Source organism: Turicibacter sp. GALT-G1, assembly GCF_025594995.1.
GTDB lineage: Bacteria > Bacillota_I > Bacilli_A > MOL361 > Turicibacteraceae > Turicibacter > Turicibacter bilis.
The window spans coordinates 34,842-56,667 of sequence record NZ_JAMQUS010000025.1 but is presented as its reverse complement, the minus strand read 5'-3'; the positions used below and the strand labels follow the sequence as shown (position 1 = coordinate 56,667).

The following is a 21,826-nucleotide window of genomic DNA, read 5'->3' as shown; positions in this document are numbered from 1 at the left end:
GCGGGAGGATAAGAGAAATGAGTCGATTAAAAGAATTATTCAATCAAGGATTTATGAAATTAACAAAAGGTCGTCAGTTAATGTGGGTGGCTTCAGATGAGTTGGTGGTGACAGAAACTTCTTTTAAGAAATTTGTAATTGATTTTGCTAATCACCGTACTAATCCTTTAGAGCAACGTATTCGAGAGTTAGAAGAAATGCGGGAGAATGCTTATCGTTATGGCTATGAAGTAGGATTAAGAAAAAGTTCAGATTATACGTTATTACTTCCGAGTGCGATTAGAGAAGAAAACAAACACTTAACAGAAGTTGTAGGACTAATCGCCAACGAGTTACTTGAACAAGGTGATTCAGAATCTTGTGTATGGTTATTAAAGAAAATCATTCAATGTCGTAGTTTATAGGTGGTGGGAGTATGAATCGTGATTTTAAAGGAATTTGGATTCCAAGAGAGATTTGGTTGAATGAAGATTTAAGTATTACTGAAAAGGTATTGTTAGTGGAAATTGATAGCTTAGATAATGAATCAGGATGTTTTGCGAGTAATGAGTATTTCGCTAAGTTCTTAAAAATTAGTAAAGATAGAGTGTCTAGGTTAATCAGCGGGTTATGTAAAAAAGGTTACTTAACATCGACTATGACTTATAAAGAAGGTTCGAAAGAAATTGATAAACGAGTGCTAAATACACTCATTGGATATAGGCACCCTATCGTTGAAAATACCAATACCTTATCGGTGAAAACACCAAATCCTCCCGTTGAAAATACCAATACCCCTATTGGTGAAAACACCAAGGATAATAATACAGAGTTTAATAATACATTTAATAATACAAGTGATAATAGTCTACTACTACAAGATACTCTAAATAACATGAGTAATAGGGGCGAAAAAAGTCAAACAGTAGTAGATAACATCTATCAGTTTTATCAACAAAATTTTGGAGTCTTAAGTCCTTTGGTTGGTGAGAAGTTAGGTGGATGGGTGAAAGATTTAGGAGAGGAGTTAGTCAAAGAAGCCTTAACTAAAACACTGATGAATGGATCGAGAAGTTTCTCTTATGCAGAAACCATTATGCGAGAGTGGTACAACAAAAACATTAGAACGCTTGAACAAGTTCAGGCTCTAGAGTCAGAGTATCAACGAAGACGACATCAGTTTCCCGCTTCCACCCTGATTAAGTCAGAAGTGACTCCTCGTTTTGGAAATGTTAGAAGGGGGTAACGATGGGAAAGTTTATCGAAGTTGCTGAACAACTAGCCAGTGATAAAGAAGCATTAGAGTATGTCGAGCGTATGGCAAAGTTAAATAGTCCAAATGGAGATATTTACGGTGGAAAGACCGCAGACGAAGTGTTGATTGAGATTGATGCTCAGCGAACGTATAAACCAAGTGGTGCTTATGATTGTCCGATTTGTGGGAATAAAGGCGGAATCGCAACCTACAAAAAAGAAACACGTCAAGTTTGGTGGAAGGCTTGTAGTTGTTTAGAAAATAAAAAGAACCTAGCCAACGTGGAAAAGAGTGGACTAGGTGCATTACTGAACTATCGAGTGAAAGATTTTAAAGCAGAAACGGACTATCAAAAAGCCATGAAAGACATGACCGCTCATTACTTGTATCATGCTAAAAAAGAGTGGTTTGCCTTATTAGGACAATCGGGTAGCGGGAAAACAATGCTATGTAGTGCGATTTGTAATCAACTCTTAAAAACGGGTCATGTGGTGAAGTATCTCATTTGGGGCGAGTTTATGAACGTGTTGAGACATATGAAATACGACGAACAACGAAATGAATACTACACCGCTTATTTAAACGCTGAGGTTCTTTATATTGATGATCTATTCAAAGGCAAAATTACCGATTATGAGCGAGATATTGGGTTTCAGATTATTAACCATCGTTATAATCACAATCTAGTCACGATTATTTCAAGTGAATGGTATATGAGCGATTTAGCACAATTAGATGAAGCGATGGCGAGTCGAATTTACCAACGGGCAACAGAACAATATCTATTTGAGATTGAACGTGGTGAAGGGAAAAATTATCGCCTTAAAGATCAACAATTAACACTAGGAGTTTAAATGTGCATTTTTCGTCGATTTAAGGGGATTTAGAGATGAGGGGTTATCATAACACTTGAATGGAGTTAAAACTCGGAAAAGATAGGAAAGAATTGATTTTAAGACTATGTGAGATAAAAAAGGAGAGGTTAAGTGTGGGAAGTATTCAGATTGAGAGTGTTCTGTTAGTGAGAACGATGGTAAATGGTGTGTTATTTACGAGTGATTTAGTGACACCTTTTGTGGAAATCGCATGGAAGGGAGAAATCAAACAAACGGTGAAGGTAGACTCAAGCGTGAGATTAAAGAGTCAAGGCGATTTAGAGCGTTTTGCGGTGGAGTGGTATTACTTGAATGTGTTGAATCACCGAGTGTTTGGTGGAAGAGAAATTAAAGGATCATATGAAATTGTTTAAAGATTGGAGAGCGTGGAAATGAGTTTAAGTAGTCAAGAGACGAAACAGTTAGTGTTAGATTATCAAGCGGGACAGATTAGTTTTGAAGAATTGCTTCATCCAATGAAATCATTGATTAACGATTGTTATTGGAAGATGGTTAGGGAAAAGAAAGTCTTTGAAACCCATCTTTTAGAACCGGATGAGTTAATGAATTTATGCCAGTTTTCGTTATATAAAGCTGCTATGGAATTTGATGCTTCGAAAGGGTATGCGTTCACCACGTATCTCTACAATACGGTTAAGTTTGGTGTGAGCCATGAGTATCGAAAACGTTTGAGGAGAAAAAGATGTGGGGTGATTGCCTTTAGTTTAGATGATGAAACAGAAGCAGGAGCCAATATCAGTGAAGTGATAGGATATGATGCTTTTAGAGATGTTGAGGATCAAGAGTTTTTTGAGTTTGTTCAAGATGAAATGAAGCGATTGAATTTTGAACCCGAAGTACAGAAAATCATTTATCTTCACTTAACAACAGGAGAAGCACTGGTTCGATTAGGTGAACGCTACGGAGTCGCTCAAGTGACGGGAAGTCGGCGATTGAAAAAATTGAGAGAGTCTTTGAAACAATATTATGTCACAGAAAAATGTGCATAGAAAAAGAGCATAAACAGCGGGATGTTTATGCTCAAATAGTGATTTTAAAATATTGGAAATGAGTCATCTACTATTATACAGGATAGGCAAATGGATGGCAATTCATTTCGTGAAAAGGTGACTTGATTTCCAAAAAAGAAAGGAGAGTTAGCGTGGAGGAAATCAAACGAGAGTTAGTGGAACTCGTTCAATCGATAGATGATATGAGAACCTTGCTTAAAATTAGAAGCTTTCTGATAGCAATTAATGAGTGCCTCGCAAAGCGTGTCTAGTGTGATAGAGGAATAAACAGTATTAAAGAAATGAATTCAAGAGAGATAGGAGAAATGAAAATAATGATGACATATCAAACATTAACAGTAGCACACGAAGGGTTTATTTTTGACTATACGGTAGATATCGGATGTGACGTGCAAGTTTATCATGAGAGTGGAGATGGAAAAGTGTTTATTGAGAGTCTTGGAATTGAAAAAGAGTTCACATCGATTGAGGATTTAGAATCTTTTGCATTGAATTGGTATCGAAGTCGTGTGGATGTCGATAAAGTGAAGTGCATTTTTATGGAAGATGGGAAATTGACAATGGCGGTAGGAAAGGATTTAAAGTTCCAACAACGAGTCCTAGAGGTAGAAGGGTATCGTGAAGCAACGATTGAGGTTTATCATGTGGATCCAAGTGGAGAAGTAACATGGCTAGATGATATTAACCTAGAAGAGGTGGTAACCTACGAATCGTATGGGATTATGTCTGACTTAGTGGATGGTTGGATGATGACAAAAGAAGCGGTGGAGAAATACCAACAGTTAAAGTATCAAGGTGAGGAAAAGTAAAGGAGCAAGAAATGAATAATTTAAACATGACATCGTTCTACTCGCAAAGGCACGAACGAACAGAGATCAAAACAATCTCATCAACAGAAGTTGCTGAAATGTTAGGAAAGGAACATAAGTATGTGTTAAGGGATATAGAAGGCACAGATGAAGTAGTAGGAATAATCCCAACTTTGGAAAGTGCAAACTTGCACTCTCAAAATTATTTCATACCATCAACTTATAAAGCAGGTACAAGAGAATATAAATGTTACTTAGTAACCAAAATGGGTTGTGAATTATTGGGCAATAAGCAACAAGGTGAAAAAGGAATATTGTTTACAGCCAAGTATGTAGAAAGATTTAATCAAATGGAGAAAGCAATCCAAGAACGCGATGAAAAAGCTAGTTTGCTACTTGCTATTTACGAAGGTGGACAACTGGGGGTATCTGCTAGTAAGCAGTTGGTTAAAATTGAAACGAAGGAGCTGCAAGAGCAAATAGAAGAACAGGCTCCTAAAGTTGCTTTTGCAGAAGCAGTTGGAGAATGTTCGACACTCATTTCGATTGCAGAATTAGCAACTCTTATTAGTCAAAATGGAGTGGATATAGGAAGAAATCGTTTATTTGATTGGTTAAGAGCTAATGGTTATTTAGTGAAACAAAACGGCCCACGTCGTAATCTCCCCACTCAACGGGCGATTGATTTAGGGGTTTTGAAAATGATAGAAGATCCCGCTAAGGATTATCATGGGAATCCGGTGATTAATAAAGTGACCATGGTAACACCGAAAGGACAACAATATTTTTTAAAGAAGTTCTTATTCGAACACAAGAAGGGAGCGTAGGTGCTGATGGTTAAGCCTAGAAATATTTTAAGTTCAGTGATATCAGTGACTTTAGTAGGATGGATTTTCGACTGTTTTGGATATCAGTTAGGCGTTTTAGTTTGTTTGAGTGTAGCTTTGGTTTTATGGATTGTATCGGGTGGTTTAGGGAAAGTTGCTAAAGTCATGAGTGCGACTGCTGAACAATTACAAAAGAAATAAAAAGAGCAACGAAGGGGTGTAGGAAACTACACTCTTTCTGAATAAAGGAGTCGAGTGATAGTGAAGAATCATCATACAGTAGGATTAACTATATTAACGAAATTAGGAACAATCGGACAGAGTTTATTGACAATGATGGGATTCTATTATGTTTGGATTCAAGATATTCATCAAGGGTTTTTGATGTTTTTATTAGCGGTTGGATTCTGGAGTCTAAAAATTCAAGCGAATGAAAGGTTATCTAGGCAAGTGTAAGGAGTCAGGAGAGATGCAAGGAGAAGCAAGTTATATTTGTAAGCGAGCGGTTGAGGTGTTTGGAAAAGAGACTCAACTTCTCATGTATTTTGAGGAAGCGGGAGAATTGGCTCAAGCCATTTCAAAGGATAAGCGTGGGTTTGGCAGTAAAGATAACATAGCTGAGGAAATTGCAGATGTGGAGGTCATGTTAGAGCAATTAAAACATATTTATAAGTGCCATCATGTCGTGGAGCGAATGAAGCAGCAGAAAATCGTGAGATTAAGTTCAAGAATTGAACAACGACTTAAGCAACAAAAGGAGATGAAGATGCAGCATGGTGAGAGATAGACGAGGCAAAGAAATGACAGCAGAGATGTTTTTTCAAAAGTACGTGCGAAATCAAGAGAAGTTAAAAGAGCTAGAATATCAATTTGCACGATTAGATGATGATATCATTCATACCAGCTACTTTAGACAAGACAAGGTACAAACAACTTTGCATAATCGTTTAGATGAACGAATGTATAATCGTGAAGAGATGAGAGCAAGACTCAATAATGAGATCCAATGGACTAAGTTTGAGATTGAAAGTGCGGAGATTCTCATGAGTCATATCGGGGATAAAGATCGCTATCGAATCTCTTATTTAAAGAGGCGTTATCTTGAGAAACATAGTATCAGTAAGATTGCACGTGATTTTGGAGTGTCTGATAGCAAGATTAGAAGGGTGATGAAAGAAACAGAAGAATTACTATGTTATTTGGCGAAGTAAAGTATTGAGGGGTGATAGAAATAGAATAATCTTTATAGGTATAGGATAGAGTTCTTTTCTGTCATATCTTTATAATACCAAGACAAAATACGACAATTTTTTTCGCAGAAATATGCTATCAAATAGTGTGAAATAGGTAAATTTGTAAGAAGTGTTTCTATAGGAGGGGATAAAATGGATACTTATTTATCTACTTCACATAATAGAAAAAAATATTTCAATCCCTATAATGATGGGATTCAATTAAGTGTTTATGAGTTGAAAAATGGACTCCCAACAGGGTATAAAGTATATGTTGATGATGACCAAGTTGCTACAATAGAGTTTAGAAATCAAGAATGGATTGCCGGGATTTTAATAGGATTTAGTATTAAGGTACGAACTTTTAGGGATTTTGAATTGGCCTATCAATGGATTAAAAGTAATGTGACTTAATTTTATAATGGTTCACAGAAATATAATAAAACACACTTCCCATCGATACAGGAAGTGTGTTTTTATTAGTCATTTACTTTATAGAGAGATTTCGTGGCCAGATATCCAAACAGCATATTAAAAATCACACAATGGCGTTCAGTCCCTAGATAGGGAGACCAAAGTCCCCAAGGGAGATTTGCGATTAGAAAAGTGGGTAAGGCTAATAAAAAGAATGAGTATTTCTTTACTTGCCACATTCCTGATTTTTTTCTTTCAGATAATAGATGATCCACTCCAAAACAAGCACCCATGACACCATAGCCTAAGATGTAAGTTAGAAAAATAGGGATATTCCAAAGCAATGAGGGAGAGATCTCTTTCCAAGCGTTTAGGCTAATAAGTGAAAATTCTGTTAAGATATAAACACAGATAATCGTAATCAGAAAGAAATATTTTTTTATGATCGTTATTAGTTTAATCATGACTCGTACCTCCAATATTTTCAGAGGACATTATACTAAAATCTTCTTTTATTGACAAATGAATCAAGAAATTTTCATTAGTAACGTTACCTTTGTTTAATGGTAACGCACCATTGGAGCGCTCCCTTTGAATGGGTACGGAAAAATGACGTATCTTTAATCTAAAACTGTTGATTTAACGGGTTAAAACGCAAGGGAGAGTGTGGTAAATTGTTGTCATCTTTTTATAGGAACATGCTAGGAAATGCTAGAGTAAAAAGGAGCGCAAGAACCTAGCAAAACCTAACATTAAAAATGGTATGAACACGATGATATGACTGTGAAATACGCGTCTTTTCAATGTAGTACTTTAACGGAGTACTGCAATAAAAATACGGAGTACTCCAATGGTGTTAGTGTGCTTAAAATAGCGACGAATCAAGGGTGAGAAATTGTTGGAAATAAACCAAATACAAACTAAATATGTACCGAAATAGCAAGGAATTACAGAGGTTAGAAGCTACGCAGAATAGACATTTAACATGTTAAGAAATGTTAAGGTGCATGTTGCAAAATGTTGCCGATTTTAGTGAGGTGGAATGCCTATAAACGTTGATATTACTGCCTAAGGAAGCCTAAGATTTTATCAGAGTTTTATTGGGAGTTATATGGTCGTTATTGCCGACTGTTGGCGAGAATCCATGCACTTTATTTGCACTATTAATGCACCCTTTTTGAGCTTTTTGTGTGCATACAAAATACTAAAAAGTATGCAACGAATAATACGGTAAAAACAAGGGATAGAGCGTTATAAATCGCAGTGGGAAAGGAAAGGTGCGAACCTAGTAAAACCTAGTCATTAATGTAGTATTGGGATGAATGATTTGCAAAGAGAAGCTAGACAAAACTAGATATTTAACATGTTAGAGATCGCTTGGATTGTAGCATTTTTCAATGCTATATGCTAACAAATGCTAACATCACACATTGAGAAATACTAAGGAATGCTAAGGTTATGGGGAAATCCGCAGTCGGTAATACCGACCACGAACGATACGCACCGTTGACGCTAAGCTCGGAGGCTGAAGGTCATCAGTATCAAAACCAAAGATTCGGTTATGACTCTAACTATTTATGAAGCGGGATTGTAGTTGATGATCGGAGAGGTTAGACAAGCTATTCCACGTTAAACTACCTCACAAAACCTCACTTAGAACCTTACAAAACCTTACATTTTGCTTTAGAGAACGGAAATTTCCGCTTTCAGATACAGTAGGAAGTTATTCAAGATATTAATTCAAATGCATACACACTTTATCGCCTTGTGGTGAAATTTTACAAATATATTTTTCTGTGATAATATGTTAAATATTAACAAATATAGGGAGTGGGTTTATAATGAAAAAGATATTCTTGTTTATTGCCATGTTATCACTATTAATAACAGGGTGTTCGAATGTGAACAAAGATGCTGTAAATTCTATTGAAAAAGTTGTATCTGGTTTTTTTAGTGACACAAGTAACATTGAACTCACTGATAATCCACAGGTGGAGAGTTTACAATCGTATTTTACATTAGATAGTGATGTTAAAGAAGGTTTAGTTGAGTATTTTATGGTTTCTTTACCTGAGAGACAGAAAGAAGTATTAGTCTATGTGGGGGACGTGACAAAAGTAGAATTAGTGGAAGGTATGTATAAGACAGAGGTAAATGTAGATGTTACATCTAAAGAAAAAGATACTGTTCTCTTTCAAACAAGATTGAATCTTTACTTAGAAGATGAAGATGGTCAAATGAAGATAAAAACCGCAGATTATGGGGGTTAAAAGACTATAAAAAAGACTTTAGGTATTCTAAAGTCTTTTTTATATATAATAACAACACAGAAATCTAACAGAGCCTTTCCTAAAAGGTTGCAGTTTTATTCTTTTAATAATGAGGCGCTAAATATAAGTGGTATCAGTGTTTATATCCATTTTATAGAGGTGCAACCGGGGATGCAAAAAGATGTTCATAAATAAGGGGGTTGCATTGCAAAAGGTTGCAGTAAAATTACCGATGAAACATATTCACGCGAAGAATGTGTTTTCTAAAACAGGTGGATGATAGCAATCTGTCGCTAAAAATTCAATAGGATATCTAAAGCTGATTTACATAGTATGTAATTTAGGTCTAAGAAAAGGTAGCAAGTAATGTTTGTGCCCTTGGTAGTGTGTAAGGAAAAGAATATGGGCTAACGAAACGTTAGGGTGAAGGGGTCGTGAAACACGAGGGGGTTATATCGCACTCATATTAGAAATCGTAAAATGCGATTTGTATATTATGGGGAGGGTAATCCTCTTTTTTTAGTAGAGGGGTAACCAGTGTAAAAGGGAGAGATTTAAGTAAATTTTTTCCCGAAAATGAGATTTTTACCCTAATAGGCTTTTTTAGGGCGGAAACGAAGTGAGGGATCGACCGGAATGACACCAAGTTGTATAGATCAGCGACTTTTAGGCACTCCCCCCATAGGAAAACATTACACACGCTTTTAGAGACCGTTGGTGTGAGAGTTTCGTAACACACACGCCTCGCGCACGAGCCCCCCCCCTCCCTAAATCAGACGTATTTATTCTAACTGACGTAAAAATAAACGTGAGTGGTTAATAAAAAAAGCTCCCCTTTTAAAAGGGAAGCGAACATTTAGATGCCCATAAAAAGGGCAACTCAATTATGCAAAACATGCACATTTGAAACTCAGTTCTAACTCCTGGTTATAGCCAAAAATTCAGATGTATGTAGAGTATACAGCCGAAATCGGGTGTCCTTTTGAGGGATATATAAATCCAATTCGTATATCACGACCCTTTTGAAGAGGTCGTTTTGAATGATTATATCTCTCTAAAGTCGGCGAAATCGACATTAGAATTTCGCATATGCATATTTTACGCAGCTGAAATATAAACACTTGATCTCCAAAAGGTGATGAGTGACAATCACCACACAAAACGGTTATACGTGCGGCGTATAGCGACATAGCAAGCGGAACCCTGTAGCGGCTGAATAATTCTAAACTGGAATTATTAGAAGAGGTGTTCGTATGTCCTTTTACCGGAAATCTGATTGTGTGTTTGCTCTCATCCATTTTATGTTATAATTGAGTTGATTAGAGCGTTCATATATTTTTAAGACCTGTTACTGCAGGTCTTTTTTGTGTTTAAAGCCACTATGCCTATTGTCGAGATTACCGACTTTAAAAGTATGTGACATGATCTACATCATTAACTGACCACAAAATTGTGGTGAGTGGAGAACTACTGGAAGACTTTTTGCGAGTTTACCTCTTTAAAGGGGAAAACCTAAGTAAGTCAATTTCAGCTTCGTTGATATTCAAAAAGCTCGCTTTTAAAGGCGAGCTTTAATGATATTGATTCAGTATCGTTCATCGTGATACCTAAATTGAAGTTTAATTCCCGCTTCCTTTTTAAAAGTGAGGCAAAAGAGTTGATTAGACATTGGGAGTATGTGTTTAGAGTTAATGTGTGAGTTATTAAAAGGCATACCTTATAAAAAAAATCGCCAAAAGCTCGCTTATATGAGTTGTTTTAGATTAATTAGTACAATTTTAAGGGGAGCAATAAAAAACGTCTTAGAGAGAGAAAGAGAGTGGAATGAAAGAGGGGAGATCTTCCCCATAGAAAATACAGAATTTAGTAGATTAACAAGAATAGACTTTTGGTGCCGAAAGTTGTCAAAATGAAAATTCATAAAGGAATTTATATAAAAAAACTAGTGCAAAATGCAATAACTTAACATTGAAATCCCAAAAGGATTTGCTAGATTTATGACTTTACTATTCTATTTTTTATAAAGTTAGGAAATCAGTTTTATATGATAGTATCGAACATATATTTGAGAACGTTTAAAAGCGTCTTTTTAAAGAAATAAAACCTTTTTTTGTAAAAATAAACATTTTATTGTAAAATAAAAGAAATCATCATACTTCGACAAAATGGATGATTTCTTTAGTGATATAGTAAGTTTTAAGTAATACCTTCTTATTATATCATATTAATTTATTCTTAGTATAGATATTTTAGGAAGGGAAATGATTATGGAGTTACAAGAGTATAAGAAAATGTTGATTAATACTGTTTTAGAACACTATCCTGTCTATCTTCAATCTAAATTATTAAAGTATATGACTAAGGATGATAGAGTCATAAATGATAGACGTAAGATAAAACCTGGGCAAGGCTCTTTATTAAGTATTGATGTAACTGGGATAGAGGGAGTAGGAAATAAACTATGTCATCTGTTAGATCATGCGGAAGAGGGGTTATATGCAAAAATATATAAATATGTAGAGGAATTTGAATTTGTTAAAGGCTATCGTTACGCATGTATTTTTGAGTATAAGGAAGATCTTGATATCGATATGATTAGTTCATTCGATTCATCACATATACAATTATATTATCATGATAACGACAAGTATGATTGTATGTGGAGGACTGGAAGCTGGATTCCGACAGTTAATCTAGAGAAAGATAGAGTTTTATTTAAGTATTCAGTCACGTTAGATAATAGAGAGGGAGATAAAATTAAATATGTAGTATTAGTGGTAATGGAGCTAAATTCAAAGCGAGTCAGTATTTACTTTGATTCAGTAGCATCAGAGTATAAGAATCCTGTAAAAGATTTTTATGCAGTAATGTTAGATACTATTAAAAGGAATTTTGAAAAGTTAATTGGTATAAATTTATTGACTATTGATTTTAAAGCTATTATTTATTATATTCAGTATTTGCAGAATAACAATGTCCACCTTTCGGAAAATATAAAAGTTTCTGCTCAAAAAATGAAGAGAGATGGAACTGTTTCTTATTTAGAAGCTAAGAAGGATAGTGAGGAAGAGCCTACTATACCTATATTAGGTGAGTTAAAAGAATGGCTAAGAGAAAGGGATTATTTATTTGAAGTAAACGAGGAAACTAGGAGAATAAAAGAGGAATTGAGTAATTTTATAGAGGAAATTGAGCAAACCTCTGATTATCCTAAAGTACAAATTCGATTCAGAGACAAAGGATTTCATTTAGAAATGACACATGCGTATAAAAATTATGAGTATTCTGTATTTAAAATTGATGGTAATTTATCTGATGACAGGGAGTTGATAGAGTATGCAAAAGCGTGTTTGGACAAGTATTATAGAGAACTTGAAGCAAGAACATGAATTGACTGATTATCAATTAAATGTATTATCAACTCAACTAAAATTATTAAAAAATAATAAAATTATTTATCCCGGTCATTGGAAGTCGTTATTAAATGTGAAAATGGAACAAGCATACGAGATACTGGAATTGATAAAGGCTATGGGATATTTAGAGGTCGTTTACGAGATAAAGTGTTCAAGGTGTCATCAAGAGGGGATTATAATTAGAAATATAAGAGAATTTGAAAAGTATAGTGTTTGTGATATTTGTAATAAAGAATTGAATTTTATGGATAATACGATTCGGATTTTTATGGTGATTAATAGTGATTGAGAATAAAGGAATGACCCCAAGAGAATATTACTCTCGCGAAAGTGCTAAAGCAGTAGAAACATACAAAGAAATAATACAGTGGTCTGAAGCTGAGTTTGAAGCTTTCGAAAATGTATTGGATGAATTACGGAAGGTAAATGATAGAGGTATAAAAGGAAAGAATAATCCCACTGGAGTTACAACTAAAGAAAAGGGAGATGCATTAGAAAATGTAGTTCGATTTATTATCGAGAGTACTTCATTTTTTGAGATGCACGGAAATATACGAACTGATACAAATGAAGTAGATCAAGTTGTGATATTTTCAAAGCGTGGGAAACAAATATTAGAGGATGCGAAGATCGCTAGGGGAATTATCCCAATTCCGATAGATATGTTTATTTGTGAATGTAAAAATTATAAAGATAGAGTTGGTGTTACATGGATAGGCAAGTTTTATGGTCTTTTAACTGCTTGTTCAAGTAATTTTGGAATTTTATTTACAACAGAAGGGATAACAGGGGATGATGAATATTGGATAGAAGCTAAGGGGCTTTTAAGAACATTTCATCTGATTGAAAAGTTAAGAAATAATACAAATTTTTGCATAATTGAATTTAATATGAATGATTTTGAAAAGATTTCTAAAGAAAAGTTGAATTTTTTTGATCTAGTAGAAGCAAAGATTAACGGAGTACGCATGGGAGCTTCGTATGAACAATTTTTAAAAGATTGTAATCACAAAAACGAACAGAAGATTATGCAACTTATGGAAACATTGAGATAATGTTTAAATTTTGTTATAAGTAATGAATGATAATGAAAGTAAGGAGAGTGGTTAGAATGGAGAATGAGCAAGATTTAGTAAATCAAAATCAAACGGCTATAGAAGAGTATTTTGACATTGTGAAGAGTGAATATGACAATGAGCGTAATAAGAAACAAAGTTTTGAAAATCGGGCAGGCCTTCTTTTGGCATTAATAGCAGCTTTCTGTGCTTTTATTTTAGAAAATGTAAAAATTGTTGAAGTTTTGAGCTTGATGAATAGTACTGTAGTGTTTTTCGGAGGAATTAAGATAATATCAGGAGTAGTTGTTTATATAGGAATCGCAGTGACACTGATTAATATATTTAAGGTTATTAACGTAAAGAAGCATGATAATTTTGAGGTGAAAGATATAAATGAGGTTCTTCTGGTGGAACCTCGAATTATTGCATTGTGTAAAATTATTTTTACGTATAGAGATATAATAATTCAACACCGTACGCTAAATGAAGAAAGAGCGAAAAATTTCCGTAATGCAGTATATGGTGTTTCGGTGATGATGCTTTTTACAGTTTTATATTTAGCTATTCCATGTTAAGGAGGTGATGATATGAGTAATAATCCTAAAGAAGCGGTTGTTGATATTTCTAAACTAATGAAAAAAGATATAGGATCTATAGCTGGAGTTGAAAAAGCAGAAGTAAGTAATTTTGGTAATATGAAGGTTAGACTAGACGAAGGAGCTAGAATGATTCATCAAGCGAATTTTTCAGCTGAAAAGCATGATAACGAAGAACAGTGATATTGAATTTAAAAGAGAAAAAAGAGGGTTCATCATAAGACGTTCCCTCTTTCTTTTACTTAAAATGTATCACAAACTAGATCGCTGATTTCTTTTTGCAATTCTTTGTTGCCATACCATTCTAACTGATCATAGAGATACCTCATATCTATGGTACAATTAATCAGCAAATAAAGCTCTGCAATTTCAACGATCTCTTCAAAAGGGACGTCACATTTAATCGCTAATTCTTGTAGCGGGAGCTGGTGTTTTGATAACCATTCGTTGATAATATCGTTACTCATATTTTCATCTCTCCATTTTCTTTATTTGCCACCATCTTGCCACCAATATAAAAAATACGGTGCGAGAACATCTATAAACATAAAAGAAACATTTTAGATATAATCACACTTTATGAATATCGTAATATCAACGATTAGTGTTATTTTTAAGGACATTTATAAGAAGTTATTATTTTATTTCGCTTACATCATTTCAATTAATGTAAATCCTTTTTGATTTTTGTTGATTAATTTTTTCATAAATTTATTCCTCCTAGATTTTATTAGATGAGTTGAGCCATTTGAAAGACGGGGTGTAGCAGGCTCAGATAGATAAGAATGATGATGAAACCAATAAGCATCAAGAAAGTAAATTGAATAATTTTAAACGTGTTATTTAGCATGTTGGTCAGCATTTGGAGCTCGGATTTTGTATAGTAACCAAGTTCAGTATGAACTTGTCCGATTTGTAAGGCGTGTTTCATGATGAGTTTGAAGTAAGGCGTAAAGTAAGGACTTTGATGAAAGACGTCTTCAAGTGAAACACCTGCTTCTAGCTGAGTCTGAAATTCATAAATGATGAGTTGAATCATGGGGATGGTTTCGAAGTTTCTCATCATCAAGAGACTTTCTTTGAGGGGAAGGCCACAGTTTAAGAAGACGAGCCATTGACTGCTAAAGTAATAAGAAAATACTTTTTGAAATAGTTGTCTCAGTAGTGGACAGTGAAATAAGATGTATTTCATCTTCAGTTGAAATCTTTTACCATGCCACTTTAAGGTAAGGAATGCAAAACATCCGATGAGAACAAAGAAAGCGAGTACGATCCCCAAAATGAGAAGAATGGTGTTTAATAGGCTTTGATCACCTTCGATATTAAAACTATTGTAAAAGCTATCAAGTTGAGGAAAGAAAAAGAAATAAACACTGGCCAAAATCACAATCATTAAAGCAAATAAAGAGACAGGATAACGGAGCTTCTTATTCAGCTCAGTTTTGCTTTGAAGATGATAGTCACTATATTGGGCCGACTTTTGTAATCCTTGTAATAAGGATCCTGCTTCTTCACTACACCTGACGATATAGACGATTCTTTTTTCAAAGTGACAAGCTTCTAAGGTAGTGGCAAAAGATTGACCACTGGCACAGCAGTTTAACATAAAATCAACGGCTTCTTTTTTAAAGAGTGAGGTCATGACATCAAGGGCCTGCGCAATAGAAAATCCCTGTTCAAGTAATTGACTGAAGCGGGAAAGAAACTTTTGTTGAGTAGGGAGTGTCCAATAGTGATTTAGCTGACGTGATGTTGACATTCAAATAACTCCTCATCTAGTGTTTTATACGGAAGTGAGCAAAGATTTCCTTGTTGGATTTGTGAGAATAAGTGGTCGAGCTGCTCACCGAAGCAAAGTTCAAAGATGGCTTTTCGTTCATCTTCCTTTTGTATCAGTCGTTGATTAACAACGCCTACGAGTGCCTGTTCGAGTTCTTGCAAAGAAATACCTAAATCGAGTAAGCGAGTTATCGTTCCCATGACATTTTTGGCATGTACCGTTGAGATGACTAGATGACCTGTAAAAGCAGCTCGTAGTGCTTGATGGGCTGTTTGATTATCTCGGATTTCACCGATAATAATAACATCTGGATCATGGCGTAAAATTTCTTTAATCCCAACGTCATAAGTCATTCCCAGGCTTTCATTCACTTGCATTTGGACGATATCAGGTTGTTGATATTCAACCGGATCTTCAATTGTGACGATGCTTTTTCCTAAGTGATGTTTAAGGTAATCAATGAAGGCATAGGTTGTTGTTGTTTTCCCGCTTCCCGTTGGGCCGCTAATTAAAATCAGTCCAGCCTGCATCTTCGCCATATCTTTTAAAATATCGACATTTTGAATAAAGTAAGGGATGTCATCGAGTGTTTTTTGTTGTTGATGATTAATGAGGCGTAGGACAAGACTTTGGTAGTGTGAGGTGGGGAGAATGGAGACTCTCGTATAATAGATGGTCGAGTCAGTCTGAAGCTGTAATAATCCAGATTGAGGTTGACGAGGATGCGTGAGAGTGAGTGAGGCTTGAAATTTAATATAGGCGAGCAACTGCTCATATAAAGAAATGGGAATGGCTTCATGAGGAATCATAAAAGCTCCAACACGGAATTGAACGAGTATTTTATTCTCTTTTAAGATGAAATGAATATCACTTGCCTTTAAGGTTTCAGCTCGTTGGATGATAGAGACGAGCTTCGTTTTGACTGGCATAATGATCACCTCCTGACATGCTATACGTCAAGAAAGTGAAGATTCCTTTTAAAAATTCAGAATTGTTATACATTTTTTTCTATTTTTAGTTTAATGGTCTTTATCATAAATTTTATTAAGTTATGAATGACTAATCGATAAAATAATTTTATTTTTTAAAAGGAGAATTTGAGACTTCAAATAAAATGACAACTGTTAGATACTACATGCTTATTCTGGATTAACGAATGGTGCTATTTAATTAATCAGTTTTGTTAGTAATACATTCTAGTAGGTGTAGATAGGGAAGAGGATGAGCAATAGATGTGCACATGCCTGTTGTTGAGTAATAATAAAGTCCTGCTTCCTACTAAAATACCCATCAGCCCAAGAACATCCACGTTTTCTGCGGTTTCTGTGATAATAAAGTTTTGCTTCTGAAAAATTAGGGAAAACGCGGGTTACTGCTGAAAAAGCAGAACTTTATTATCACTTAACATTACGATGTCGTCATCAAAGAAACTCCCGCTGCCATCCAGGTGAGAACGAAATATATACACCACATTTAATCCAACTCTTTTCCCAACATTTAAAGGAATTTAGTTTATCCAACATTATTCCAACCTTGTTCTTAGTCTTTTAGAGAAGAATCAACTTGGGTTAATGAAGAAGAATAAATAGAACTGAATATATAGCTAATTTAGAGACTGAGAGTATTCTGAATACCTTCTCAGTTTTTTCTTTTTATAAGTAAAAACACTATTGGGATGTAGGATTGTAAAGAATCAAGACTTTATTTGTTTAATCAAAACTTTATTATAAATGAAGCAAGAGTTTTTTTAGTAGAAACACCTGTTTTAAACAGGCTCAAGTCACTAGTAATAGAATTACAATGGAGGAAATTTTACAGTCTCTTTTATCTTAATTGTGAGTTTTGGTGAATATAAAGGAAATATTTGCACAACGTTAGGGGAATAAGTTACAATAAAGAGGTCATTTTTAGTTAGAGTGGTGGAATGGCCATGGATTTAATAAAATATTTCCAAACAGATATAAAGGTGAAACGAAATACTTAAGACACGTATCAGGGTGAGTTAGCAGACTAATTAGCTGAACAACGTCGATTAGGTTGTCCAAAGAAGAAATCTTCATTCGAGCTATTTCATAACAAACTGTCGCATTTGTATTGACCATTCGTCAGATAAAAAATATTTGAAGCTATAGAACCTAAATTCATTTGTATTTAGAAGGATAGCATCATTATAAAAAAGAAAGGAGGCCTATTACGAGAGTGGTAAGTGATTAATCATGGAAGTTGGATACTTGAAATGATGAAGGTTCATCTTGCCAAAAGAAGGGTTCGTAATAGAAAGAGTGTATGTTAAAGGGTTTAACAGATGAGCAGGTTCAAGAGAGCCGCTTAAAGTATGGAAGTAATGTGATTGAAGAGGCTGAGCCAGAAACATTTTTAGATAAAGTGAAAGGACAGCTAGGGGATCCGATGATTAAATTATTAATCGCGATTGCCGTTATTATGGGAATGCTTGCTGTGATTGGTCATGGAGATTGGTTAGAGGTAGCGGGAATTGTTTTCTCAGTGGCTTTAGTTACGCTTATTTCTGCTCGAACTGAACTAGCTTCAGATAGTGAATATCGTAAATTAAAAAGTGGTGTTAAAAAAGAGACATGTAAAGTGTATCGTCAAGGAAAAGTCGTTGAACTCGAGATTGATGATATCGTGGTAGGAGATTGTATTATTTTACAATCTGGAGATAAAATTCCGGCTGATGGATTTTTAGTGGATGGCTTCATTAAAGTGGATAATTCGAGTTTAAATGGTGAGTCAGAAGAATGTAAGAAGTTTGCACATGAAGATCCAAATAGCGTTGAATTGTCGACGTGGAACACATCGATTACAGGGGATACATTCGTCGATGAAACCTCTGTGTTCCGTGGGGCAGTGACGGTGGATGGAAGTGCTGTGATGAAAGTCGTTCGTGTTGGAATGGCCACAGTGATGGGTGAAATGGCGAAAGAGATGGCTGATGATGAAGTCGATAGTCCGTTAAAAGTGAAATTATCAGATTTAGCCCATAAAATTTCAACCTTTGGTTACATTGGAGCTGTCCTCATCATGGTGGCATTGTTGTTCTCTAAAGTAATGGCTATGGGTGGATTTGGTGCTTACTTTTCACAAGAGCTTATTTTAATTTTCAAACAAATTTTAGAAGTGGTGATGTTAGCCGTTGTGATTATCGTGATGGCTGTTCCTGAAGGATTACCATTAATGATTGCTATTGTGTTAATGCAAAATACGAAAAAACTATTAGATAGCCAAGTCTTAGTTCGTAAGCCGATTGGGATTGAAACAGCTGGGTCATTAAATATTTTATTTAGTGATAAAACGGGAACGATTACAAAAGGAAAGCTAGAGGTTGTTGAATTTTTCGATGGCACTTTAGAAGATAGCTATGAAGCATCAATCATGATCAAAGAACAAATGCTACTTTGTATTGGAAAAAATACAGGAGCCATGTTTGATGAAGCTGGAGAGATTATTGGTGGAAATGCAACCGACAAAGCGTTGCTATCGTTTTTAACTAAAGAAAATTATGAGGCAGTTCAAGGGATTAAAGTATTTAAATCACAACAATTTAACTCAGCTAATAAATACTCAGCAGCAGAGTTAGATGGAACAACTTATTACAAAGGAGCCCCAGAGCGTTTATTGTCACGTGCCAAATATTACTTAGATCATGAAGGAAATGTCGTGCCATTAGATCTAGCAGTGATCAATCAAAAAATTGACCAATTAGCTGAAAAATCAATGCGTGTTTTATCTTTTGCTTATAGTAATTCACCATTAGTTGAAGATACTTTACCTACTGACTTAGTGATCATTGGTTTTGTTGGGATTCGTGATGATGTTCGACCAGAAGCTCGTCATGCCATTGGTGAAGTTCAGCAAGCGGGTGTTCAAGTTGTGATGATTACCGGTGACCGTAAAGAAACAGCGGTTGCGATTGCAAAAGATTGTGGGTTAATAAAAAAAGCGAGTGAGGTTGCTTTAACATCAGATGAATTAAATCAATTATCAGATGAAACAGTGAAAGAGATGTTACCGAATATCCGTGTTATTGCACGTGCCTTACCAACGGATAAATCACGCATGGTCCGTTTAGCCCAAGAATTAAATTTAGTTTGTGGAATGACGGGGGATGGTGTGAATGATGCACCAGCTTTAAAACGTGCCGATGTTGGCTTTGCGATGGGATCAGGAACAGATGTAGCAAAAGAAGTTGGGGATATTGTTATTTTAGATGATAATTTTAAATCAATTGAAAGTGCGATTTTATATGGACGTACGATTTATAATAATATTCAAAAATTTATTAAGTTCCAATTAACGATCAATGTAGCAGCTGTCGGAATTTGTGCGATTGCGCCATTCTTAGGAATGGAACAACCATTAGGTGTCACTCATATTTTATGGATTAACTTAATTATGGATGGGTTAGGAGCGTTAGCTTTAGGATCAGAACCGGCTCTAAAAGCGTATATGAATGAAAAACCTAAATCTCGTACAGAAAGCATTGTGTCACGAAAAATGATGGGACAAATCTTGGTCGCGGGAACTTATGTTACTATTTTAAGTTTAATTTTCTTAACATTACCATTCTTTAAACAGTTTTTTGGTAGTGAAGATATTCATTCAACGGCTTATTTCTCATTATTCGTTTTATTAGCTGTATTTAATGCGTTCAATATCCGTAGTGAAGGCGTGAATCTGTTTGTACATATGAGTCAAAATCCAGGATTCATTAAAGTGATGGGTATGATTGTTATCGTGCAAATTGTTTTAACATTCGTTGGTGGCAAAATGTTTAGCTGTACGCCGATGGGATTAACTCATTGGGGGTTAATCTTGCTTTTAGCTGTTTCGATTATTCCAGTGGATTTAATTCGAAAAACCATTGTTCGTGTTTTACATCCTAAAACACAAGTTTCCATTGTTGTGGAAGAGTCTCCTGTTTCAACAGCAAGCGAAGCCGATCAAAAAGCATTGGAATTTTAATGATGACTTATTAGGGTGATAATTGATTGATGAAAACCTAGTTAAAGGATGACTTTGACTAGGTTTTTCTTTTAGCCCTAGGGGCACCTTTTCTATGGGTTAGTCTGTAGTGAGTTATAAATATAGCCCGGGAAATAATTGTTAAACTCAGTTGGTTTGATGTTAAATCACTTCTTTATGGATGACGAGGGGATGTCATCCATAAAAAAAGCATCTCATAAGATGCTAAAATGAAACGGCAAAGTCATTTAAAAATAGCTAATTATGTTGCATACACTTAGTAAGATAGAGATAGGCGAGTCACACGTCTCATTGATAATAACTAAGTATTGGATTGTTTCGTTAATAGTCAAGTTTTTGAATGCTTTCATACCAGTGACGTTCATTCACTCGAAAATTTTGTGTTTCGTATTTACAGATAGGATATCGGTTGGGGTTAATGATTTGAGTCGAATCAAGGTCAGGTCCTTTTTTGATGAGTAAAGTAGAATAAAAGAGTTGAAAGTGTTGAAGAAAGTAAGTAGAATAAGGATAAATATGATTTGTGAAAGTGATGTGGAAAGATGAAGATTTTTTTAAGTGGAAGTGTCCCGCTTATTATTGTGATTATCGCCTTATTTCAAAAGATTGAGTGGCGACGCCATATTAAGGAACAAGCCCGCTCTTATTTTCAAGAAGGTGCTTGGATTAAGTTTGCTCTTTGTTTAACGGTATCTGTTTTAGGAACGATGATTGTAACAGTTATTGTTGGAAGATTTCTTACGTTCTTTGCTTTTTTAGTGCCTTTGTTTGGAATGTCAATGATTTCGTATGGAACGATTGATGTTATGCATCGTATCCGTCGTGGACAAGAGTTTGTGCTAAGAGATTTTTTCCCAACCGATCAATTAGGTTCAGTTGTCGGACTTTATTTTATTAAAGGATTGTATCTTTTCTTTTGGTCATTATTATTAGCTGTTCCTGGAATTATCAAATCCTATTCTTATTCTCAGGCGATGTTTATTTTAAATGATAACCCTGGAATAGGGATTGATGAAGCGATCACACGTAGTCGTGAAATGATGAAGGGGCATAAGTGGGAGCTTGTAGTTTTACAATCGAGTTTCTTCGGATGGGCTATTTTAGGATCGTTTACTTTTGGGTTAGCTATTGTTTATAGTTTACCTTTATATGCCATGTCTATGTTTGTTTTCTATGACTATGTCAAAAATGGTTATTTAAAATCGAATCAATACAAAAACGTTTATACAGTCTATTAGATTGCTTTTGAGTCATAAAAGTACGACTTTCGCTGAGAATGG

25 protein-coding genes are annotated in these 21,826 nt (G+C 35.0%); 20 read left to right on the top strand and 5 right to left on the bottom strand.

Going from position 1 to position 21,826, the window contains the following annotated elements; genetic code table 11:
* Positions 1-17: 17 nt before the first annotated feature.
* The 12 genes from NEH74_RS04865 to NEH74_RS04810 all read left to right on the top strand — a co-directional run bounded on the left by NEH74_RS04865 (position 18) and on the right by NEH74_RS04810 (position 6,422).
* Positions 18-404, top strand: coding sequence for a hypothetical protein (locus NEH74_RS04865; RefSeq protein ID WP_262941148.1), 387 nt, complete (start codon positions 18-20; stop codon positions 402-404).
* An 11-nt stretch (positions 405-415) separates the two neighbouring features.
* A complete protein-coding gene (locus tag NEH74_RS04860) occupies positions 416-1,225 on the top strand; it encodes a DnaD domain protein (RefSeq protein ID WP_262941147.1) in 810 nt (269 codons plus the stop codon).
* A 2-nt stretch (positions 1,226-1,227) separates the two neighbouring features.
* Entirely contained in the window at positions 1,228-2,088 is an 861-nt protein-coding gene (locus NEH74_RS04855) for an ATP-binding protein (RefSeq protein WP_262941146.1), read from the top strand.
* A gap of 134 nt (positions 2,089-2,222) precedes the next feature.
* Positions 2,223-2,483: a hypothetical protein gene (locus NEH74_RS04850; protein ID WP_262941145.1), complete on the top strand. Its 261-nt coding sequence runs from the start codon at positions 2,223-2,225 to the stop codon at positions 2,481-2,483.
* An 18-nt stretch (positions 2,484-2,501) separates the two neighbouring features.
* Positions 2,502-3,119, top strand: coding sequence for a sigma factor (locus NEH74_RS04845; protein WP_262941144.1), 618 nt, complete (start codon positions 2,502-2,504; stop codon positions 3,117-3,119).
* Between the two features lie 335 nt (positions 3,120-3,454).
* A complete protein-coding gene (locus NEH74_RS04840) occupies positions 3,455-3,949 on the top strand; it encodes a hypothetical protein (RefSeq protein WP_262941143.1) in 495 nt (164 codons plus the stop codon).
* Between the two features lie 11 nt (positions 3,950-3,960).
* Positions 3,961-4,776 (top strand): phage regulatory protein/antirepressor Ant, encoded by an 816-nt coding sequence (locus NEH74_RS04835; protein ID WP_262941142.1) that lies wholly within the window; start codon positions 3,961-3,963, stop codon positions 4,774-4,776.
* A 6-nt stretch (positions 4,777-4,782) separates the two neighbouring features.
* Positions 4,783-4,977 (top strand): hypothetical protein, encoded by a 195-nt coding sequence (locus NEH74_RS04830; RefSeq protein WP_262941141.1) that lies wholly within the window; start codon positions 4,783-4,785, stop codon positions 4,975-4,977.
* Between the two features lie 60 nt (positions 4,978-5,037).
* Positions 5,038-5,232 carry a hypothetical protein gene (locus NEH74_RS04825; protein ID WP_262941140.1) on the top strand — a complete coding sequence of 65 codons (195 nt, stop codon included), beginning with the start codon at positions 5,038-5,040 and terminating at the stop codon, positions 5,230-5,232.
* A gap of 13 nt (positions 5,233-5,245) precedes the next feature.
* The gene (locus NEH74_RS04820) at positions 5,246-5,563 is read left to right on the top strand and encodes a MazG nucleotide pyrophosphohydrolase domain-containing protein (protein WP_262941139.1); all 318 of its coding nucleotides are present in this window, start codon (positions 5,246-5,248) and stop codon (positions 5,561-5,563) included.
* On the top strand, positions 5,553-5,987 hold the full coding sequence (locus NEH74_RS04815; RefSeq protein ID WP_262941138.1) for a hypothetical protein: 435 nt from the start codon (positions 5,553-5,555) through the stop codon (positions 5,985-5,987). Before NEH74_RS04820 ends, NEH74_RS04815 begins: the two co-directional genes overlap by 11 nt.
* Positions 5,988-6,161: 174 nt before the next feature.
* Positions 6,162-6,422, top strand: coding sequence for a hypothetical protein (locus NEH74_RS04810; RefSeq protein WP_262941137.1), 261 nt, complete (start codon positions 6,162-6,164; stop codon positions 6,420-6,422).
* Between the two features lie 65 nt (positions 6,423-6,487).
* On the opposite strand, the gene NEH74_RS04805 is transcribed toward NEH74_RS04810, so the two are convergent.
* Positions 6,488-6,886, bottom strand: a complete 399-nt coding sequence (locus tag NEH74_RS04805) for a hypothetical protein (protein WP_262941136.1) — start codon at positions 6,884-6,886, stop codon at positions 6,488-6,490.
* A gap of 1,377 nt (positions 6,887-8,263) precedes the next feature.
* Here NEH74_RS04805 and NEH74_RS04800 point away from each other — a divergent pair.
* From NEH74_RS04800 to NEH74_RS04775, 6 genes are all read left to right on the top strand, one after another.
* Positions 8,264-8,692: a hypothetical protein gene (locus NEH74_RS04800; protein WP_262941135.1), complete on the top strand. Its 429-nt coding sequence runs from the start codon at positions 8,264-8,266 to the stop codon at positions 8,690-8,692.
* A gap of 2,267 nt (positions 8,693-10,959) precedes the next feature.
* Positions 10,960-12,081, top strand: coding sequence for a hypothetical protein (locus NEH74_RS04795; protein ID WP_262941133.1), 1,122 nt, complete (start codon positions 10,960-10,962; stop codon positions 12,079-12,081).
* Positions 12,029-12,397, top strand: a complete 369-nt coding sequence (locus NEH74_RS04790; RefSeq protein WP_262941132.1) for a hypothetical protein — start codon at positions 12,029-12,031, stop codon at positions 12,395-12,397. Before NEH74_RS04795 ends, NEH74_RS04790 begins: the two co-directional genes overlap by 53 nt.
* Complete coding sequence (locus NEH74_RS04785; RefSeq protein ID WP_262941131.1) at positions 12,390-13,163, top strand: hypothetical protein; 774 nt, start codon at positions 12,390-12,392, stop codon at positions 13,161-13,163. The genes NEH74_RS04790 and NEH74_RS04785 overlap by 8 nt, the downstream gene beginning before the upstream one ends.
* Positions 13,164-13,219: 56 nt before the next feature.
* On the top strand, positions 13,220-13,741 hold the full coding sequence (locus tag NEH74_RS04780) for a hypothetical protein (protein WP_262941130.1): 522 nt from the start codon (positions 13,220-13,222) through the stop codon (positions 13,739-13,741).
* A gap of 12 nt (positions 13,742-13,753) precedes the next feature.
* Positions 13,754-13,945: a hypothetical protein gene (locus NEH74_RS04775; RefSeq protein ID WP_262941129.1), complete on the top strand. Its 192-nt coding sequence runs from the start codon at positions 13,754-13,756 to the stop codon at positions 13,943-13,945.
* A 59-nt stretch (positions 13,946-14,004) separates the two neighbouring features.
* On the opposite strand, the gene NEH74_RS04770 is transcribed toward NEH74_RS04775, so the two are convergent.
* The 4 genes from NEH74_RS04770 to comGA form a co-directional block, all read right to left on the bottom strand.
* Positions 14,005-14,229, bottom strand: coding sequence for a hypothetical protein (locus NEH74_RS04770; RefSeq protein ID WP_262941128.1), 225 nt, complete (start codon positions 14,227-14,229; stop codon positions 14,005-14,007).
* A 183-nt stretch (positions 14,230-14,412) separates the two neighbouring features.
* Positions 14,413-14,469, bottom strand: a complete 57-nt coding sequence (locus NEH74_RS13690) for a prepilin-type N-terminal cleavage/methylation domain-containing protein (RefSeq protein WP_411040422.1) — start codon at positions 14,467-14,469, stop codon at positions 14,413-14,415.
* Between the two features lie 23 nt (positions 14,470-14,492).
* On the bottom strand, positions 14,493-15,521 hold the full coding sequence (locus NEH74_RS04765) for a type II secretion system F family protein (protein WP_055305691.1): 1,029 nt from the start codon (positions 15,519-15,521) through the stop codon (positions 14,493-14,495).
* Positions 15,500-16,471 carry a competence type IV pilus ATPase ComGA gene (gene comGA / locus NEH74_RS04760; RefSeq protein ID WP_055305690.1) on the bottom strand — a complete coding sequence of 324 codons (972 nt, stop codon included), beginning with the start codon at positions 16,469-16,471 and terminating at the stop codon, positions 15,500-15,502. Before comGA ends, NEH74_RS04765 begins: the two co-directional genes overlap by 22 nt.
* 1,357 nt (positions 16,472-17,828) lie before the next feature.
* Here comGA and NEH74_RS04755 point away from each other — a divergent pair.
* Together NEH74_RS04755 and NEH74_RS04750 are read left to right on the top strand one after the other, a co-directional pair.
* On the top strand, positions 17,829-20,525 hold the full coding sequence (locus NEH74_RS04755) for a cation-translocating P-type ATPase (protein WP_070099799.1): 2,697 nt from the start codon (positions 17,829-17,831) through the stop codon (positions 20,523-20,525).
* 563 nt (positions 20,526-21,088) lie between these two features.
* Positions 21,089-21,784 (top strand): DUF975 family protein, encoded by a 696-nt coding sequence (locus NEH74_RS04750; protein ID WP_055242585.1) that lies wholly within the window; start codon positions 21,089-21,091, stop codon positions 21,782-21,784.
* The last annotated feature ends 42 nt before the right edge of the window (positions 21,785-21,826 follow it).

Bases quoted from the DNA above. Each gene is read 5' to 3' on its own strand.
- NEH74_RS04865 (WP_262941148.1), top strand. From the start codon at position 18: ATGAGTCGATTAAAAGAATTATTCAATCAAGGATTTATGAAATTAACA.
- NEH74_RS04860 (WP_262941147.1), top strand. From the start codon at position 416: ATGAATCGTGATTTTAAAGGAATTTGGATTCCAAGAGAGATTTGGTTG.
- NEH74_RS04855 (WP_262941146.1), top strand. From the start codon at position 1,228: ATGGGAAAGTTTATCGAAGTTGCTGAACAACTAGCCAGTGATAAAGAA.
- NEH74_RS04845 (WP_262941144.1), top strand. From the start codon at position 2,502: ATGAGTTTAAGTAGTCAAGAGACGAAACAGTTAGTGTTAGATTATCAA.
- NEH74_RS04840 (WP_262941143.1), top strand. From the start codon at position 3,455: ATGATGACATATCAAACATTAACAGTAGCACACGAAGGGTTTATTTTT.
- NEH74_RS04835 (WP_262941142.1), top strand. From the start codon at position 3,961: ATGAATAATTTAAACATGACATCGTTCTACTCGCAAAGGCACGAACGA.
- NEH74_RS04830 (WP_262941141.1), top strand. From the start codon at position 4,783: ATGGTTAAGCCTAGAAATATTTTAAGTTCAGTGATATCAGTGACTTTA.
- NEH74_RS04820 (WP_262941139.1), top strand. From the start codon at position 5,246: ATGCAAGGAGAAGCAAGTTATATTTGTAAGCGAGCGGTTGAGGTGTTT.
- NEH74_RS04810 (WP_262941137.1), top strand. From the start codon at position 6,162: ATGGATACTTATTTATCTACTTCACATAATAGAAAAAAATATTTCAAT.
- NEH74_RS04805 (WP_262941136.1), bottom strand. From the start codon at position 6,886: ATGATTAAACTAATAACGATCATAAAAAAATATTTCTTTCTGATTACG.
- NEH74_RS04800 (WP_262941135.1), top strand. From the start codon at position 8,264: ATGAAAAAGATATTCTTGTTTATTGCCATGTTATCACTATTAATAACA.
- NEH74_RS04795 (WP_262941133.1), top strand. From the start codon at position 10,960: ATGGAGTTACAAGAGTATAAGAAAATGTTGATTAATACTGTTTTAGAA.
- NEH74_RS04790 (WP_262941132.1), top strand. From the start codon at position 12,029: ATGCAAAAGCGTGTTTGGACAAGTATTATAGAGAACTTGAAGCAAGAA.
- NEH74_RS04780 (WP_262941130.1), top strand. From the start codon at position 13,220: ATGGAGAATGAGCAAGATTTAGTAAATCAAAATCAAACGGCTATAGAA.
- NEH74_RS04775 (WP_262941129.1), top strand. From the start codon at position 13,754: ATGAGTAATAATCCTAAAGAAGCGGTTGTTGATATTTCTAAACTAATG.
- NEH74_RS04770 (WP_262941128.1), bottom strand. From the start codon at position 14,229: ATGAGTAACGATATTATCAACGAATGGTTATCAAAACACCAGCTCCCG.
- NEH74_RS04765 (WP_055305691.1), bottom strand. From the start codon at position 15,521: ATGTCAACATCACGTCAGCTAAATCACTATTGGACACTCCCTACTCAA.
- comGA (WP_055305690.1), bottom strand. From the start codon at position 16,471: ATGCCAGTCAAAACGAAGCTCGTCTCTATCATCCAACGAGCTGAAACC.
- NEH74_RS04755 (WP_070099799.1), top strand. From the start codon at position 17,829: ATGTTAAAGGGTTTAACAGATGAGCAGGTTCAAGAGAGCCGCTTAAAG.
- NEH74_RS04750 (WP_055242585.1), top strand. From the start codon at position 21,089: ATGAAGATTTTTTTAAGTGGAAGTGTCCCGCTTATTATTGTGATTATC.